Annotated in this window: 21 protein-coding genes and 1 pseudogene; 12 read left to right on the top strand and 10 right to left on the bottom strand. The window is 67.4% G+C overall.

Going from position 1 to position 15,449, the window contains the following annotated elements:
• Positions 1–140 precede the first annotated feature (140 nt).
• Positions 141–593 (top strand): manganese-binding transcriptional regulator MntR, encoded by a 453-nt coding sequence (gene mntR / locus MKP05_RS03835; RefSeq protein WP_240567104.1) that lies wholly within the window; start codon positions 141–143, stop codon positions 591–593.
• A gap of 295 nt (positions 594–888) precedes the next feature.
• Here mntR and MKP05_RS03830 read toward each other — a convergent pair whose 3' ends face one another.
• The 4 genes from MKP05_RS03830 to MKP05_RS03815 form a co-directional block, all read right to left on the bottom strand.
• Entirely contained in the window at positions 889–1,659 is a 771-nt protein-coding gene (locus tag MKP05_RS03830; RefSeq protein ID WP_240567103.1) for a DUF1499 domain-containing protein, read from the bottom strand.
• A gap of 100 nt (positions 1,660–1,759) precedes the next feature.
• The gene (locus tag MKP05_RS03825) at positions 1,760–2,920 is read right to left on the bottom strand and encodes an alanine/ornithine racemase family PLP-dependent enzyme (RefSeq protein WP_240567102.1); all 1,161 of its coding nucleotides are present in this window, start codon (positions 2,918–2,920) and stop codon (positions 1,760–1,762) included.
• Positions 2,917–4,056 (bottom strand): N-acetyltransferase DgcN family protein, encoded by a 1,140-nt coding sequence (locus MKP05_RS03820; RefSeq protein ID WP_240567101.1) that lies wholly within the window; start codon positions 4,054–4,056, stop codon positions 2,917–2,919. The genes MKP05_RS03825 and MKP05_RS03820 overlap by 4 nt, the downstream gene beginning before the upstream one ends.
• A 263-nt stretch (positions 4,057–4,319) precedes the next feature.
• Entirely contained in the window at positions 4,320–4,541 is a 222-nt protein-coding gene (locus tag MKP05_RS03815; RefSeq protein WP_110282531.1) for a DUF3820 family protein, read from the bottom strand.
• A gap of 96 nt (positions 4,542–4,637) precedes the next feature.
• Between MKP05_RS03815 and MKP05_RS03810 the strand changes: the two genes are divergently transcribed.
• From MKP05_RS03810 to MKP05_RS03800, 3 genes are all read left to right on the top strand, one after another.
• A complete protein-coding gene (locus tag MKP05_RS03810; protein WP_240567100.1) occupies positions 4,638–5,573 on the top strand; it encodes a DUF808 domain-containing protein in 936 nt (311 codons plus the stop codon).
• Positions 5,574–5,953: 380 nt separating this feature from the next.
• Positions 5,954–6,787, top strand: a complete 834-nt coding sequence (locus MKP05_RS03805; RefSeq protein ID WP_240567099.1) for an AraC family transcriptional regulator — start codon at positions 5,954–5,956, stop codon at positions 6,785–6,787.
• Positions 6,788–6,801: 14 nt separating this feature from the next.
• The gene (locus MKP05_RS03800) at positions 6,802–7,416 is read left to right on the top strand and encodes a LysE family translocator (protein WP_240567098.1); all 615 of its coding nucleotides are present in this window, start codon (positions 6,802–6,804) and stop codon (positions 7,414–7,416) included.
• A 42-nt stretch (positions 7,417–7,458) separates the two neighbouring features.
• Here the strand turns inward: MKP05_RS03800 and MKP05_RS03795 are convergent, their stop codons facing one another.
• Positions 7,459–8,076, bottom strand: a complete 618-nt coding sequence (locus tag MKP05_RS03795; protein ID WP_240567097.1) for a LysE family translocator — start codon at positions 8,074–8,076, stop codon at positions 7,459–7,461.
• A 184-nt stretch (positions 8,077–8,260) separates the two neighbouring features.
• Here MKP05_RS03795 and MKP05_RS22110 point away from each other — a divergent pair.
• Together MKP05_RS22110 and MKP05_RS22105 are read left to right on the top strand one after the other, a co-directional pair.
• Positions 8,261–8,455: pseudogene (locus tag MKP05_RS22110) on the top strand (nitroreductase family protein); the annotation flags it as partial.
• 15 nt (positions 8,456–8,470) lie between these two features.
• Positions 8,471–8,644, top strand: a complete 174-nt coding sequence (locus tag MKP05_RS22105; RefSeq protein ID WP_439108966.1) for a hypothetical protein — start codon at positions 8,471–8,473, stop codon at positions 8,642–8,644.
• A 5-nt stretch (positions 8,645–8,649) separates the two neighbouring features.
• Here MKP05_RS22105 and MKP05_RS03785 read toward each other — a convergent pair whose 3' ends face one another.
• From MKP05_RS03785 to MKP05_RS03775, 3 genes are all read right to left on the bottom strand, one after another.
• Positions 8,650–10,080, bottom strand: coding sequence for an RtcB family protein (locus MKP05_RS03785; RefSeq protein WP_240567095.1), 1,431 nt, complete (start codon positions 10,078–10,080; stop codon positions 8,650–8,652).
• A gap of 43 nt (positions 10,081–10,123) precedes the next feature.
• Positions 10,124–10,534, bottom strand: a complete 411-nt coding sequence (locus MKP05_RS03780; RefSeq protein WP_240567094.1) for an archease — start codon at positions 10,532–10,534, stop codon at positions 10,124–10,126.
• A 66-nt stretch (positions 10,535–10,600) separates the two neighbouring features.
• Entirely contained in the window at positions 10,601–10,744 is a 144-nt protein-coding gene (locus MKP05_RS03775) for a hypothetical protein (RefSeq protein ID WP_240567093.1), read from the bottom strand.
• A gap of 186 nt (positions 10,745–10,930) precedes the next feature.
• Between MKP05_RS03775 and MKP05_RS03770 the strand changes: the two genes are divergently transcribed.
• The 6 genes from MKP05_RS03770 to MKP05_RS03745 all read left to right on the top strand — a co-directional run bounded on the left by MKP05_RS03770 (position 10,931) and on the right by MKP05_RS03745 (position 13,683).
• Positions 10,931–11,506 (top strand): nucleoside deaminase, encoded by a 576-nt coding sequence (locus tag MKP05_RS03770; protein WP_240567092.1) that lies wholly within the window; start codon positions 10,931–10,933, stop codon positions 11,504–11,506.
• A gap of 34 nt (positions 11,507–11,540) precedes the next feature.
• Complete coding sequence (locus tag MKP05_RS03765) at positions 11,541–12,026, top strand: metallophosphoesterase family protein (RefSeq protein WP_240567091.1); 486 nt, start codon at positions 11,541–11,543, stop codon at positions 12,024–12,026.
• A 55-nt stretch (positions 12,027–12,081) separates the two neighbouring features.
• On the top strand, positions 12,082–12,435 hold the full coding sequence (locus MKP05_RS03760; protein ID WP_240567090.1) for a hypothetical protein: 354 nt from the start codon (positions 12,082–12,084) through the stop codon (positions 12,433–12,435).
• A 77-nt stretch (positions 12,436–12,512) separates the two neighbouring features.
• On the top strand, positions 12,513–12,707 hold the full coding sequence (locus MKP05_RS03755) for a hypothetical protein (protein ID WP_240567089.1): 195 nt from the start codon (positions 12,513–12,515) through the stop codon (positions 12,705–12,707).
• 60 nt (positions 12,708–12,767) lie between these two features.
• Positions 12,768–13,400, top strand: coding sequence for an SDR family oxidoreductase (locus tag MKP05_RS03750; RefSeq protein ID WP_240567088.1), 633 nt, complete (start codon positions 12,768–12,770; stop codon positions 13,398–13,400).
• A 16-nt stretch (positions 13,401–13,416) separates the two neighbouring features.
• The gene (locus MKP05_RS03745; RefSeq protein ID WP_240567087.1) at positions 13,417–13,683 is read left to right on the top strand and encodes a hypothetical protein; all 267 of its coding nucleotides are present in this window, start codon (positions 13,417–13,419) and stop codon (positions 13,681–13,683) included.
• 13 nt (positions 13,684–13,696) lie between these two features.
• Here MKP05_RS03745 and MKP05_RS03740 read toward each other — a convergent pair whose 3' ends face one another.
• Positions 13,697–14,881 carry an MFS transporter gene (locus MKP05_RS03740; protein ID WP_240567086.1) on the bottom strand — a complete coding sequence of 395 codons (1,185 nt, stop codon included), beginning with the start codon at positions 14,879–14,881 and terminating at the stop codon, positions 13,697–13,699.
• The gene (locus tag MKP05_RS03735) at positions 14,878–15,444 is read right to left on the bottom strand and encodes a TetR/AcrR family transcriptional regulator (protein ID WP_240567085.1); all 567 of its coding nucleotides are present in this window, start codon (positions 15,442–15,444) and stop codon (positions 14,878–14,880) included. Before MKP05_RS03735 ends, MKP05_RS03740 begins: the two co-directional genes overlap by 4 nt.
• Between the last annotated feature and the right edge of the window lie 5 nt (positions 15,445–15,449).

The following is a 15,449-nucleotide window of genomic DNA, read 5'->3' as shown; positions in this document are numbered from 1 at the left end:
GCTCGATGATGGGTATGTGGCTATACAATACAGCATAGGCTATATCTCGTGTTCCTGTGGCACCTTGCCCCTGCAGGCACGCCAGCCGCATGGCACGGTTATGTTATGGTGAGATACACGACATCGAGGTAGGGACGGCGATGACCAAGTCGGAAGTGGGCGCCGGTAACGTGTTGCCGGATGCGGATCAGCAAGCGGTCAATTTCAAGCGGGTGCGGGAAGCCCATCAGAGCGAGGTAGCCGAGGATTACGTTGAGCTCATCGCCGACCTGATCAACACCACGGGGGAGGCGCGCGCGGTCGACATTGCGCGACGGCTGGGGGTGGCGCATGCCACGGCAGTGAAGACCATCGCTCGACTGCAGCGGGAGGGGCTCGTTTCCAGCCAGCCCTATCGGTCGGTCTTCCTGACGGAGAGGGGGCAGGAACTCGCGGCGCGTTCGAAACGCCGCCATGAAACCGTGGTGAACTTCCTGCGTGCCCTCGGCATCAGCGAGAAGACCGCGCAACGCGATGCCGAAGGCATCGAGCATCACGTCAGCGACGAGACACTGGTGGCCTTCGAACGCGTGATCCGGGCCCAGAAACGCTAAGCTTTGTCCGAAGAGTCGCCGAGCGCAGGCTACTAGGCAGGCAGAAGGCGTTCGCAGACGACCCGAAGCGCCCCCGGGCGTGTCGAGACCGTGGCCGCCATGAGACGCCCCAGGACCTCGCCATCCGCGCCCCGGCTGACGGACCCATCGCCGCCCGCGACCATCACCTGCCTCGGCATTCGCGACCAACCACTGGTGCCTCCCGGCGTCTCCCTGGCTTGGGGTGATCCCGAAAGCATGGCGTATAGGCGTTACCCGAAAGCTGTCTGACACGGGGGGAGCCGCCGTAGTCGGCTCAGCGTTGTACCCGGCGCTCCAGCGTCTCCCGGTACTTCCGGATCCTCGCCGCATTGGTCCCCACATCGCTGCGGCCGATGCGGGAGGCGGAGCGCACGTCGACGCGTACGCCGTCGTCGGTCTCGGTCAGGCGGATCACCACGTCGTCCTTGAAGCCGAACCAGGTGGTGGTGTCGGTGGCCTCTATCCTGTTGGCGGTGACGCCGGCGAGCTCCCAGCCCAGGTCCAGGGCGGCGGCCTCCGCGACCGAGAGGGCGCTGTCGAGCGACATGTCCAGGTCGATCGGCCGGATATCCGGGTAGGCCTCGCGCTGCTGGCGGGCGAACGCCTCGCCGGGGTAGTCCACGGCGTTGGGGGCCGCTTCCCGGGCGTCGACCAGCGCCTCGAAGGCGGGCGGGTCCTCGGTGTCGGTGGTGATGTCGTGGATGGGCGGCGCCAACTGGGCGCGCTGCCAGTGCACCCAGGGCACGGTCACCATGCCGGCGACGGCGACGATCACCAGGCCGCCGGCCAGGGCCGGGCGCAGGCGTCGGCAGAAGATGGCGAGGATCAGCGCGATCAGCCCCACCCCGGCCGCACCAGCGGCGACGTAGGCGCCGTAGCGCAGCAGGCCGAAGGCATCGCCCAGGGGAAGCAGCCCGAAGCGGTAGGCGGGCCCCGCGGCGGCCATCAGCAGCGCGGCGATCACCAGCAGGATCAGGGCGAGCCAGGCGACGCCGACCGGCCAGCGGCCACCGCGTGGGCGAGTTCTCGGGCGCAACAGAGACATGACGGCTCCTTGGCGTTTCGATAGGGATCAACAACAGCATAAGGGCTTAGCCGCCATCGTGCCGGTCTGCGTCGCCCTCGCGGCTTCGCCTTCTCCGACCTCAGCGAGCGGCTGACACCCGGGGAGTGATCCTCGACAGGTTCGTCCGCAAGGCGTCGAGCTTTGCCGCGGTGCCACTGTCCACCCTTGGCACGAGAGGGCGTTTCGTCGTCGCGAGCGTGGTCACGACGAACGGAGACGTCATCGCGCGCAGCAGCGCCGAGTAATCGAGGCCGAAGCGGAGCTCCGTGCCGGGTGCCAGGCGGTGAGGCGTCTCGAGCACCAGGTGGTCGCTGCTGGCGGCGAGCACGCTGACGCCGCCTGGGGGCGTCAGGCCGTCCGGGTCGACGTCCTGCCGCCCGATCGAGGCGATCGTCTGGATGATGGTGCCGCGTTCGCGCATCGGCGTCGGCGCGCCGAATGCCGCCTCGCCGGTGGCGCCGCGTGGCACCGTCGGCTTGGCCAGCGACTCGATGACGGGCACCACCAGGATGAAGGCGTCGGTGTGCAGCCCGCTCAGGGGCATCCGCGTGAGGGGGTCGCAGCCCAGCAGGATCGACTCGCCGAGCCGCAGGTCGTTGACGCGGCCAGCGGGAGCCTTCATGGCCCAGGCGAGATTGGCCGAATTGCCGCCGGAAATGATCGGCAGGTGCAGGCCCAGCTCGCCTTCGAGCAGGGTCGCGAGGGCAGACAGCTCGCCCATGTTGTCGGTGCTCGGCACGACGCCGGCACGGCACGCCAGGTTGGAGCCGAGGCCGGCGAGCGTGACGTGGGGAGTGCGCGATAGGCGCCGGGCGAGGTCGAGCACATCGCCCGGCAGCACACCCTCGCGCAGGTCGCCCAGCTCCACCATCAGCACCAGGCCGTGAGTGACGCCGCGCCTGCCCGCCGCCACCGACAGCGCCTTCACCACCTCGAGCTCGCTCACCTGACTGATGCCGGCGCACGCCACCGCCCGATCGGCCTGTTCGGGCGTGGGCGAACGAAGCAGCGTCAGCGGGGCCTGGATGCCCGCGTCGCGGAGCGCCTCGAGGTTGTCGATCCGCGAATCGCCGAGGCGCGCCACACCCCCCGCGAGCATGGCCTTCGCCACCTCGGGCGAGCCCAGGACCGCCTTGGTGACTCCGGTGACGTCGATGCCGCGGCCGGACAACCGGGTGACAAGCGTGCGAGCGTTGTGCTCGATCTTGGCCAGATCGATCTCGATGCGGGGAGAGATCACGCCATTGCCAGTGGCTGGCGCGCCTGCAGTGCGGGAAAGGCGGCGGTGACCATTCCCACCAGCGCCGAGGGGTCGTGCCACAGCGCATCGGTGGCGGGAAGGCCGAGCTCGACCTTGTAGCGGGCGATGGCCGCCGTGACCTCTGCCTCGCTCATGTCCTCGTGGTTGATGGCCAGCCCGATGACCGTGGTCTTGCCGAACAGCTCGATGAGCTTGATCTCCGAGAGGGGAGACGGCATGCGCACCGCCGGATAGTCGCTGAGCATCCGGCGGGCCGGGGCATGCTGCATGATCACGGCCTGTGGCCGGCTGGCGCGCAACACGACCGTCGAGCTCAGGTAGGCGGGGTGGCTGAGGGCGCCCTGGCCCTCGATCACGATGACGTCGGGGTGTTCGCCCTCATAGGCGGCGAGCACCGCCCCCTCCAGTTCGCCGACGCCGAACTGGGCGGGAATGGCATCGAGCGCGACGCCATAGGCGGCGCCCTGCATGAGGCCGGTCTGGCCCGTCCCCACCATCACGGTGTGAATCCCGGCGTCGTTGAGCGCCTGGGTGAGCAGCGTCGAGGTGGTGCGCTTGCCGATCGCGCCATCCGTGCCCAGCACCGCGATGCGCACGCAATCGACGCTGTCGATCGCACCATCGAACATGCGCAGGTGCTTGGTGGGGCGAGGCCGGCGGATATCGTGAAGCGACACCCCGCTGGCGAGTGCCGCCGCCGAGATCTCCGGGTCGTCCGCGAGGAACTCGTGCAGGCCGGATACCACGCCGATGCCGGCCGCCACGGCCGCCAGCACCACCGCACGGTCCGCCTCGGACATCAGGCCCGACAACGGCGCCAGCCCGAAGATGAGGACGTCGGGAAGGTCATCGGTCGCGGCGAGCGCCGCGGTCAGATCGGCGACGATGGGGATGCCCGCCGCCGCCTCGCCCAGGGCGATGCCCGCGTCCTCGCCGGTCAGGGTGCTGTCGATGACGGAAAGGATGCGATACCGCTCGCTGCTGCGCACCAGGCCGTTGGCCGTCTTGCCATCGATGCGCGCGAAGTTGCCCTCGCAGTACACGATGGCCGATTGGCGGTCGTCAGCGGGGTGAGCGGCGCAGTCGAGAATGGCACGAAGGGAACCAGGAAGCATGAAGCGTCTACCTCGGGTATGGACTCAGAGGAGGCGACGGGATGGTCCCGGCCGATACGGCCGACAGTCAACGAGAGGTCCCCACCAAGGCAAGTGGATGTACGTCAGCATACACAGATCGGGGGCACCCGTATGCTTCCGTCTCCCTGGTGGCGGCGACAGGCGGTATTGCAGCCCTGGGCCGGCCGAATCTGGCCGGCCCAGGGCGTAGGAATGTTGGCGATGTTCTGTGAGGTGATGGCGGGGCGTCTCTGGTCAGGCTGCTAGGCCCCATGGGACTCCCGCAGCGGATCGAGCAGCGGACTCAGGCCGTTGTGGTCGATCTCATGCATCAGATGCAAGAGCTGGCCGATCTCGCCGGGCGGGAAGCCCTGGCGGGCGAACCAGTTGAGGTAGGGGCCGGGAAGGTCGGCGAGCAGCCGGCCTTCGTACTTGCCGTAGGGCATCCGTCGGGTAACCAGCTTTTCCAGATCCTCGGGTTTCATGCATCGCGCTCCTCTGCAGTGCTCCGATTATGCCATGCTGCGCTTGTGGCGAAGGGAGACCATCGCCAGCCCCCTTGGCGGAACAGGAAGACAGCCGTGGCAGGTGCAAGCTTACTGACACTGATCGACGATATCGCGACGATCCTCGACGATGTGTCGTTGATGACCAAGGTGGCGGTCAAGAAGACCGCCGGAGTGCTCGGCGACGACCTGGCGCTGAACGCCCAGCAGGTCAGCGGGGTGAAGGCCGACCGCGAACTGCCGGTGGTGTGGGCGGTGGCCAGGGGCTCGCTACGCAACAAGGCGATCCTGGTGCCGGCGGCGCTGCTGATCAGTGCCATCGCCCCCTGGGCCGTGACGCCACTCCTGATGCTGGGGGGCGCCTTCCTGTGCTACGAAGGCGCCGAAAAGCTCTTCCACGCCTTTACCCACGACGAGGCCGAATCGGCGCAGGAGCATGAGCGCCTGGTGCGGACCCTGTCCGATCCGGATGCCGATGTGGTGGCGCTCGAGCGGGACAAGATCAAGGGCGCGGTGCGTACCGACTTCATCCTCTCGGCGGAGATCATCGCCATCACCCTGGGCAGCGTGGCCGGTGCGCCCTTCCTGCAGCAGGTCGCGGTGCTGGTGGGCATCGCCCTGATCATGACCGTTGGCGTCTATGGCCTGGTCGCCGGTATCGTCAAGCTCGATGACCTCGGCCTCTACCTCAGCCAGCGTAGCGCTGCGCCGGCCCAGGCCATGGGCAACGCCATCGTGCGGGTGGCGCCCTACCTGATGAAGTCGCTCTCGGTGATCGGCACCGCCGCCATGTTCATGGTCGGCGGCGGCATCCTGGTGCACGGGCTGCCCGCCGTGCATCACGGCGTCGAGGCGCTGGCTCACCTCGCGGCCGACCTACCCAGCGCCGGGGCGATCCTCGGCCCGCTCGGCGAGACGGCACTGAATGCCGCCTTCGGCGTGCTCGCCGGCGCCGCTGTGCTGGCCGGGGTCAAGGCCTTCGGTATGCTCAGGCGGCGCCGCCATGCGTGATCGCCAAATCCCATACGACTCCCAGCCTGGCTGGCGGACACTCACCCCTCCAACGTGACGCCACCTCGCACGGTCGCCTCAATCTCGAACAGCAGCGCAAGCACCCCGGACAGGAGGTCGAACATGGCAGAGATCATGTTGTTCCACCACGCGCACGGGCTGACTCCTGGCGTCGTCGAGTTTGCCGACCGGCTGCGCCGGTCCGGGCACATCGTCCACACGCCCGATCTCTTCGCTGGCCGCACCTTCGACGATCTCGAGAACGGTATGAGATTCGTCGAGGAACTCGGGGTTGGCGAGGTGTTTCCGCAATTTTGTCCAAGCCTGCGGCTTGGGGTTGGGCCTAAGCTATGCCTGAGTGGTGGTCAGGGAGGTGTGGCATGGCGAAACAGTCCAGTCGGTTCGACTACTTCAAGAGCCGGCATATTCCCGAGCTTACGGTCCTCCAGGCGGCGCTGAGCGATTTCAGCTACGACCGTCATGCCCACGCGGAGTACGCCTTCGGCGTCACCCTCGCCGGGCGCCAGGATTTCTTCAGCGGCGGGCAGTTTCACCGCAGCCCGCCCGGCAACGTCATCCAGTTCAATCCCGAGCAAGTGCACGATGGACACCCGGGCGGCGACAGCACGCTGGGGTATGTCATGGTCTACGTGCCTTCCGCCCAGCTCAAGGCGCTGTTCGCCGATGCGGCGGGGTGCGAGCGCGCCGGCCGGTTCAGAGGCAGCGAAACCTTGCTGGCGGACCCCGAGCTGCGCCAGGCCATCCTGGAACTGGCGCACCTGATGACCCAGCAGCTGGGCTCTCGCATCGATCAGGAGCACGCCCTGCATCGAATGGCGACTCGCCTGGTGCAGCGAGCCGGCAAGTTCCAGCCGGGCGGCACGGTGAGTCGGCCCGATGCTCTGCTGCTGCGCGCCAAGGAGTACATTCTCGCGCACCTGGAGGCGGATCTCTCGCTGGACGATATCAGCCAGGCCGCCCACCTCTCGAAATACCACTTCCTGCGCCTGTTCCGTCAGCAGTTCGGCATCACGCCGCACCAGTACGTGCTCAGCTGCCGGGTCAATGCCGCGCGCAGCGCCCTGGAGGCCGGCGTGGTTCCCAACGACGTCGCCTTCCGCTATGGCTTTGCCGACCTCAGCCATTTCAACCGCCGATTCAAGCGCATCTATGGCATGACGCCCTACCAGTACCAGCGTAGCGTCACCAACTGATTCGAGGCTCCCCCATGTTAGAGATCGTCGCCTATGCCCTGGGCGTCATGTACACGCCTGGGCCCGTGAATCTGCTCGGCCTCAATGCGGGGCTCAACGGCCAGGCCAGAACCTCGGTCGGTTTCTTCCTCGGGGTGGGGCTGGCCATGTTTGTGCTGTTCGTGGTGTTCGGCTGGGCCGGCGCGGCCTGGGTGCGCGGCGATATGCTCGCCCTGGTGGGAGCCGCGGGATGCGGGTATATCTTCTACCTCGCCGTCAGGATCGCCCGGTCGAGCATCGACCTGGGCGCCGTACGGCAAGCGCCGCGCGTGCTGCAATTTCGCGATGGCCTGATCATGCAGCTCTGCAACCCCAAGGGCATGATAGCGACCCTGCCGATCGCCACGATCCAATTCCCCGCCGCAGGCATCCACGGCGTCAGCCTGCTGCTCTGGTCGCTGGGGCTGGCCGCTCTAGCAGTGGGGGCGCCCGGCAGCTATGCGCTGATGGGCGCCGTTGCCGGGCGGCGGATCGAGAACCCGAGAATTCTCGCGGGGTTCAGCCTCGCCATGTCGGGACTGCTGGTGGGCGTCTCCGTCTCGATTGGTTATGAGCACGTCTGGCTCCCTCTCGCGACCGGCGCAGGTTGATGGATCGTCATCTACCCCATCGGAGACTCGACCGACCTGGGCTCACTCCCGCCGCGCCACCAGCAGGCCCACGCCGGCGCTCGTCAACAGGCTCGCGCAGGTGCGGTTGAACAGCCGGCGCATGGCGGGGCGCGAGAACCAGTGACGCAGGAAGGCGCCGAAACAGGCATAGCCGGCGATCGCCACCCACTCGAGCGCCAGGAACAGGGCGCCCAGGATCAGGAACTGGACGGCGACATTGCCGCCCGGCGCGACGAACTGCGGGAGAAACGCCGTGAAGATCAGGATGGCCTTGGGATTGCCGGCGGCGAGCAGGAACTCCTGCCTGGCGAGGCCCCAGAGACCCAGCGGGCGGGTGGCCATGGCCTCGTCCCCGCTCTCGGCGTTCCACAGCTGGAAGGCCAGCCAGAACAGATAGCCGGCACCGAGCACCTTGATGACCAGGAACAGTTTCTCGGAGGTGTGGAGCACGGTCGCCAGGCCCGAGGCGGCGAACGTGATCATCACCACGAAGGCCGCCAGACGGCCGATACCGGCCAGGCAGGCCATGCGCACGCCATAGCGCTTGGCGTTGCTCATGGACAGCAGGTTGTTGGGGCCCGGCGCCATGTTCAGGGCGAAGCAGGCCGGCACGAAGAACAGCAGGGTCATCGAGTCCATTTGGGCCACCTGAGTGGAGTGGTTCAGCGTTCGATTCTGCAGCAGCGGTCTCTGACGGACAATCCATGCCTTCGCCCCGAGTACCGTCCCCGCTGTCTGGCACCGCCTGGGCCGGGATGCAATGCCTTCCGGGATGACAGATAATGAGCAGGTTAACGATTCACACCCCATCCCTCGAGGTCCCATGAATCCCACCATTGACCTGCTGAAGTCCCACCGCTCGATCCGCAAGTTCACCGACCAGCAGATCCCTCGCGAGCTGCTGCTGGAGCTGATCCGCGCCGGCCAGGCCGCTGCGACCTCCAGCCACGTGCAGGCCTACAGCGTCATCCATGTCAGGAATCCGGCCAACCGCGAGAGGATCGCCGAGCTGGCCGGCCTGCGTGCTTCCGGCGTGCCCTACGTGATCCTCAAGCCGGGACGGCTCACCGACGAGCCCGCGACCGAGCGGGTGGCCGCCTCGCTCGAGGAAACCGGCGGTACGAACACCGTCTCGCGCGGCACGTCGTCAACGGCTGGCGTTTGCACCTGGTACATATCCTGCCAGAAATCGACCCCGCCACCGTGACCGGGCTAACCCTTGATGCAGACCAGCGGCTTCAGCTTGGCCACCTTGCGCGCCAACCCTGCCGCCTCGGCACAGTCGACCACGGCATCGACATCCTTGTAAGCCTGGGGGGCCTCCTCGGCGACGCCTCGGAGCGATGGGCTGCGAATGATGATGCCGCGCTCGCGCAGCTCCCTCAGCAACTGGCCGCCCTGCCAGCTCTTGTGCGCCTGACGACGGCTCATGGCACGCCCGGCACCATGGCAGGCCGAGGTAAACGAAGGCACGCGAGGATCGGCATTACCGGCAAGCACATACGACGCCGTGCCCATCGAGCCCCCGATCAGTACCGGCTGGCCAACGGCGCGATACTCGTCGGGAAGCTCCGGGTGGCCGGGGCCGAAGGCGCGGGTCGCCCCCTTGCGATGCACGAACAGCCTCCGGTTCACGCCATCGAGCCTATGCTCCTCGAGCTTGCAGGTGTTGTGCGACACATCGTAGAGCAGTGTGAGATCGGCCTCGGGGAAAAGCTCGACAAAGGCCTGTTGCGCGAGGTGCGTGATGATCTGGCGGTTGGCCAGCGCGCAATTGCTGGCGGCACGCATGGCGCCAAGATACGCCTGGCCGGTGTCGGAGCGCAGCGACGCGCAGGCGAGTTCCCGGTCCGGCAACTCGATGCCATGCTCGCGGGCGCTGGTCGCCATGGTCTTCAGGTACTCGGTACCGACCTGATGGCCGAGACCGCGCGAGCCACAATGAATGAACACCACCACATCATGCTCGTCGAGCCCATAGGCACGGGCTGTCTCGCGATCATAAATCTCGCTGACCTCCTGGACCTCGAGGTAGTGATTGCCGGAACCCAGCGTGCCCATCTCCTCGCGCTGGCGTTGCTTGGCCTTGTCGGAAACGGCATCGGCGCGGGCACCGGCAATGCAGCCTTGCGCCTCGATGTGTCTCAGGTCATCGCGAGTGCCCCAACCTTGTTCCACCGCCCATCTGGCGCCTCCGGTCAGCATCGCATCCATTCGCTTGCCAGCCAGGCGGATCGGGCCATGACTGCCGACACCCACCGGAATCCGGTGGTACAGCGCGTCGGCCAGAGGCTCCTTGAACGGCTCGACATCGGCATGCCGTAGGCCGGTACGCAGACAACGCACGCCGCAGGAGATGTCGAAGCCCACGCCGCCGGCGGATACCACACCGCCTCGATCGGCATCGAAGGCCGCCACGCCACCGATCGGGAAGCCGTAGCCCCAATGCGCATCCGGCATGGCATAGGACGCCGAGACGATGCCTGGCAGGCAGGCGACATTGACGACCTGGTCACGGACTTTCTCGTCCATGGCCTCGATCAGCGCTTCGGTAGCATAGATGACACCCGGCACTCGCATCTTGCCGGTCGGCTCGATCCGCCACTCGAAGTCCGACACACGGGTCAGGGCTGCCGTTTTCATGCTTTCCCCTCCCTGATTCCCAAGGTTAGACCGCCGCCACAGCCTAGACATCGACGACACACTGCGCACGCCACTCCCCTGGCCGGTCTTCGTGGACCGCCAGCTCGGTATAGGTGGCCCCCTTGACCTCTATCGCCGGCCGATGGCGAGCGATATCGACGACTTCACCACAAGCGCTGCCAAGCAATTGCGAGCCTTGAAACTCGACCTTGAAGCGGCAGAACAGCATATGGCGGGTCGCCATCTCGTAGATGAGCGCATTGAGCCAATCCGCCAGAAGCAACTCCCGGTCGGGCGCCTCGCAACGCACCTCGCAGGTTTCAAGACAACGGATCTCGCTTGGCTCGGCGATCACCGCCGTCAAGGCGACCGCCGCCTCCTCGAAGGCTTGCTCGAGCGTCTTGCCGATGCCCCGAACCCCGATATCGGCGCCGTGATGGAAATGTGACCACATACCGCTCCAGCGCCCCCTTGGCGCGAATGGCGGCGGAAGGTTTCTATGGATAGTGAAGGCCACTGGTTACCTGACTTCAAGGACCGGGGTGTTCAAGCCCAAGCGCAGCGAGGCGGCGGAGGGAAAGCCGACCAGCTCGGCGATGGTCTCCACCGGGTGAGCGCTGGATTCCAGCAGTTCCTGGCTGCGCCGCAACCGCTCGGCCTGCATTCATTCAGGTGGTGATGAAGCGCTACTCTAGGCGTAGCGGCTCCCGGCAAGAATGGCCGAAGGACCAGTGTCGTCGATTTCGGGCCAATTGCCTTATGCGGTGAGCCGAATGTGAAGCGACTGACGTGATCGTCTGGACTGCGAGTACAACGTGATAACGATGTTGAACAATCAACCGGAGGCGCCATGGAAATGCTGCTGAACGCACGGACGGAAGTGACGGATGCGGCGCTGGCCGCCATTGCGCATATGCCGACCGCCAGTCTGCCGGTATTGATGGACGATGACTTCGCCCGGCGCCTGACCGATGCCGACGTCATGCGGATCGCGGTGCTGCTGGCGCAGAAGAGCTTTGATGAGGGCGGCTGCCCCATCGGCGCGGTGATTGTCGACAACGCCTCGCGCCGGATCCTCGGCAAGGGGCACAACACCCTGGTGCAGGAGAACCACCCCTACCACCACGGGGAGACCTCCGCCATCCGCGATGCCGGCCGCCTCGACTTCGGCCGGTCCACGCTCTTTACCTCCCTGAGCCCCTGCGAGATCTGCGCGACCCTGCTCCACATGCGGGGCTTCTCCCGCGTGGTGGTGGGCGATGTCACCAATGCCTCGGGCACCGAGCCCCTGCTGCGCGACAAGGGCATCCAGGTGGATATCCTGGAAGACCCGCGCGGTATCGAGCTCTATGCCCGCTTCCGTGCCGAAAGGCCCGAGCTGGACCTCGAAGACTGGAAAGGCGTGAGGGCAACGCGTGAGCCATGACATCGGCTCGGATGGCGTGAGGCCGGCGGGCGCCATGACGCCCCCCCTCACCACCGAGCGGCCGATCGGCGTCATCAGTGATACCCACGGGCTGCTGCGCCCCGAGGCGCTCACCCTGCTCGAGGGCTGCGGGCTGATCCTGCACCTGGGCGACGTGGGCAGCCGGGACGAGGACGTCACTATGCTCGAGCGGCTGGCCGACCTGGCCCCGGTGACGGCGGTGCGCGGCAATATCGACACCGCCCCCTGGGCCGAGGCGCTACCGCTGACCCGCGACCTCACCGTCAACGGCTGGCGCCTGCACCTGGTGCATATCCTGCAGGAGTTCGACCCTGCCACCCCCTGCGACGCCGTGCTCCACGGCCACTCCCACAAGCCACGCCACCAGTGGCAGGATGGCCGGTTGCTGTTCAATCCCGGCGCGGCCGGCAGGCGCCGCTTCCGCCTGCCCATCACCCTGGGCAAGCTGTGGGCCGACGAGCGCGGCCTGCGCGGCGCCATCCTGCACCTGCCGCTGTGAGCATGGTGCGCCGAGGCAGCGGGAGTGTTACCGCCAACACATGGACCTTGAATGCATGAAGACTACCCAGGAAACCGAGCTGGCCCCGCGACTGCGTGAGCTGTTAATGGGCCTGCCCGACGAGGCGCTGCCGATCACCTACCAGCAGGCCGCCGAGGCCCTGGGCCTCACGCCGCCGCGCACCATCCAGCGCGTTGCCCGGGCCCTGGAGGCGCTGATGCGCGAGGACGTTGCCGCCGGGCGCCCGATGATCGCCGCCCTGGTGGTCAGCCGCCGCGGCGACCTGCCCCGGCAGGGCTTCTTCGAATTGGCCGTGGAGCTCGGCCGCTTCCCTGCCGACCCGGCCCAGCACGAGGCGGCGTATCGGCAGGAGTTCAGGCAGGCATTGGCCGGTCGATGGTGGCCGTAGCGAGGGCCCGAGTCGACCGCCTGGTGCTAACATGCCAGACAGCCTCCCTTGAACTACCACTGGCGGGATGCCTTCGAATGAAGCTCAAGTGCCTGACATTGGAGAACTTCCGCACCAAGCCATCGCTGTCGATGACGCTGGGGCCGCGCCTGGCCATGCTGGTACGTCGGACAGGGGCGTCACTGTCCAGTCTTCTTCACCGCCTCGACGCGGCCATCGAGGAGGCGTTGGAGCGGGAGATCTTCGTGGCTGAGATCAACGACGGAACCTGATGAACAGAAAGTTGACGCCAGCCGCCGCCGAACATCTAGCCAAGACGACGAGGAGAGCCCATGACGACCCTGGTGATCGGTGCCAACGGCCAGATCGGCCGCCAGCTCTGCGCGCTGGCCCGCGAGGCGGGCGAGCCCATCCGCGCCATGATTCGCGAGCCCGCTCAGCAGCCCTGGTTCGAGGAGCGCGGCATCGAGACGGTGATCGCCGACCTGGAGGGCGACTTTACCCACGTCTTCGACGGCTGCGACCAGGTGCTCTTCACCGCCGGCTCCGGTCCGCACACCGGCCCCGACAAGACCCTGCTGATCGATCTCTACGGCGCCATCCGCGCGGTCGACGTGGCCCGTGAGCATGGCCTCTCACGCTTCCTGATGGTCAGCGCCATGCGCGCCGAGGACCCCCAGGCCGCCCCCGAGAAGCTGCGTCCCTACATGGCCGCCAAGTTCGCTGCCGACGCCTACCTGCGCGCTTCCGGCCTGCCCTACGTGATCCTCAAGCCGGGCAGGCTCACCGACGAGCCCGCGACCGAGCGGGTGGCCGCCTCGCTCGAGGAAACGGGCGGCACGAACACCGTCTCGCGCGGCAACGTCGCCCACGCCCTGCTGCACCTGGTCAAGGCCGGGGGCCTCGTCGACCGCGAGTTCGTGCTGCTCGACGGCCAGCGACCGATCGCCGAGGTGCTGGCTTGATACCAGACTCTCCCCCGTGCTGCAGATCGCCCTGCGCACCGGCATCGCCGCGCTGCTGGCGGTGGCCGCGTTCTCAACGATCTACTTCATGTTCCTGCAGGTCGGCAGCGGCTGCATTGGCTTCTTCGCGAGTCTTGTGCACCGACACGATGTCATTCCGATGCAAGTCCACGACTTCCCAATCCTCCGGGTGGGACTTGTCCGGATGCGTGTAGACGGCGCGTACTTCATATCGCTGTTCCATGGCACCCTCCTGACGTTGGATGGATACCTACCAGTCTAGCGCTACGACCCGATCAAAGGGCATGCCAATCGGCAGCGCCTCGCTCGTTGAGCAACCACGCCCCCAGCCCGGCGACAACGAGTCCCAGGGTGGCGAAGAGCATGAAGGTGGTGACATGGCCTTCGGCCCCGACAAGCCAGCCGGCCAGTGGAGAGCCGGCGACCTGGCCGACCGAGGTGGCGAGCAGCGGCAGCACCGGGGCGAAGGAGGGCGCCTCGGTCATGATCTGGGTGCTCCTGACCAGGTAGAAACCGCTGAGGGTCATGTACCCGGCGCCGAACAGGGCCGCGGATGCCAGGGCGAGGGCGAAGTTGCCGGGAACGACGACCAGCAGCGCGAGGCTGGCGGACATCACCGTGAGGCCGGCAGCATGGCTCGCGGCCGGCCCGAAGCGCGCGATGAGATCACCGGCGCCGGCGCCTGCCAGCCCCCCGACGCCGACGGCCAGCCACATCCAGGCGGTCTGGCTCGGCGCGAGCCCCCCGGCGTTGATCACCGCATCGGGGGCAAACACCCAGTAGGCCGCGCTCACGCCCCCCATGCCGACGGCCAGACCGCTCAGCCGGGCGATCCCGAGCCACTGCGACCGGCTCACCGGCAGGGTGATCGGGCGGGGCTGCGATGGTGAGGGGCGTTGGCCATCCCGAGGCAGGTAGCCCAGGGCCGCCAGGGTGCCCAGGGCCGCCAGGGCGGCGAACCCGAGATAGGCGCTGCGCCAGGCCTCCGCCCAGATCAGCACCGCCGGCATGGCGAGCGCGATCCCCAGGCTGGTGCCCGCATTGATGGTGGCGTTGACCCGCCCGCGCAGGACCCAGGACGGCACGACCCGGTGAACCGCCTCGGCCATGACCGGCGATGACAGCCCGGTGCTGATCCCGCAGATCAGCACGCCGGCGGCCAGCAGCAGCGATGACGGCGCCTGGGCGATCATCATCAGCCCGACCCCGGCCAGGCCGGCGGCCGCGACCCCCGTGCGGCGAACCCCGAGGCGGCGTATCACCCAGGTGGCGGCGAGGATGGCGAAGACGAAGCTCAGGAAAGGCAGGGCGCCGATCACCCCCGCCATGGACGGGGAGATCGTCAGCTCGTCGCGCATCGCGGGCAGGAAGAGCCCGAACACGAAGCGGGCCAGGCCGTAGGTGATGGCAATGACCCCGCTGCCGAGGGTCGCCATGCCGAGGGGGGACAGGGGCCTCATGGGGTCTCGCTCCGGGCCGTTGCGAGGAGGGCGTCGGTCACCGCCCGAGTGTCGGCCAGGGCCGTCTGTACGCCCAGCAGGGCCACCGCCGTATTGCTGCCTTCCAGCACCATGAAGAGGCGTCGCGCCAGGCCGGCGTGGTGGTCCAGCCCGTCGCGTGCCACGGCGGCTTCGAGGCGTGCCAGCAGGTCGGTCTTGGCGGCCGCCGCCAGGGCATGGATCTCGGTGCTGTGCTCGGCGAACTCGCCCATCGCCTTGGCCATGATGCAGCCATGCTGGCTGTACCGTTCCAGCCAGTGGCCATGCGCCTCGACCAGGGCCCGTGTCACCTGGCCCGGCGAGGCGCAGGCCGTTGCCGCATCGAGGCTGGCGATGAAGCGTTCATGTCGGGTCTTCAGGACGGCCGCCACCAGGGCCTCCTTGGAGGCGAAGTGGTTGTAGAGCGTCATGCGCACCACCCCGGCGGCAGCCACGATGCGGTCGATGCCGGTGGCGTGGAACCCCTGCTCATAGAAGAGTCGCTCGGCCGTGGCGAGCAGCTGGTCGCGCTTGGAGGCTGGCATCGGAT

The organism is Halomonas flagellata, assembly GCF_022487945.1.
GTDB classification, from domain to species: Bacteria; Pseudomonadota; Gammaproteobacteria; order Pseudomonadales; family Halomonadaceae; genus Halomonas; species Halomonas flagellata.
This window is presented reverse-complemented; position numbering and strand designations above follow the sequence as displayed.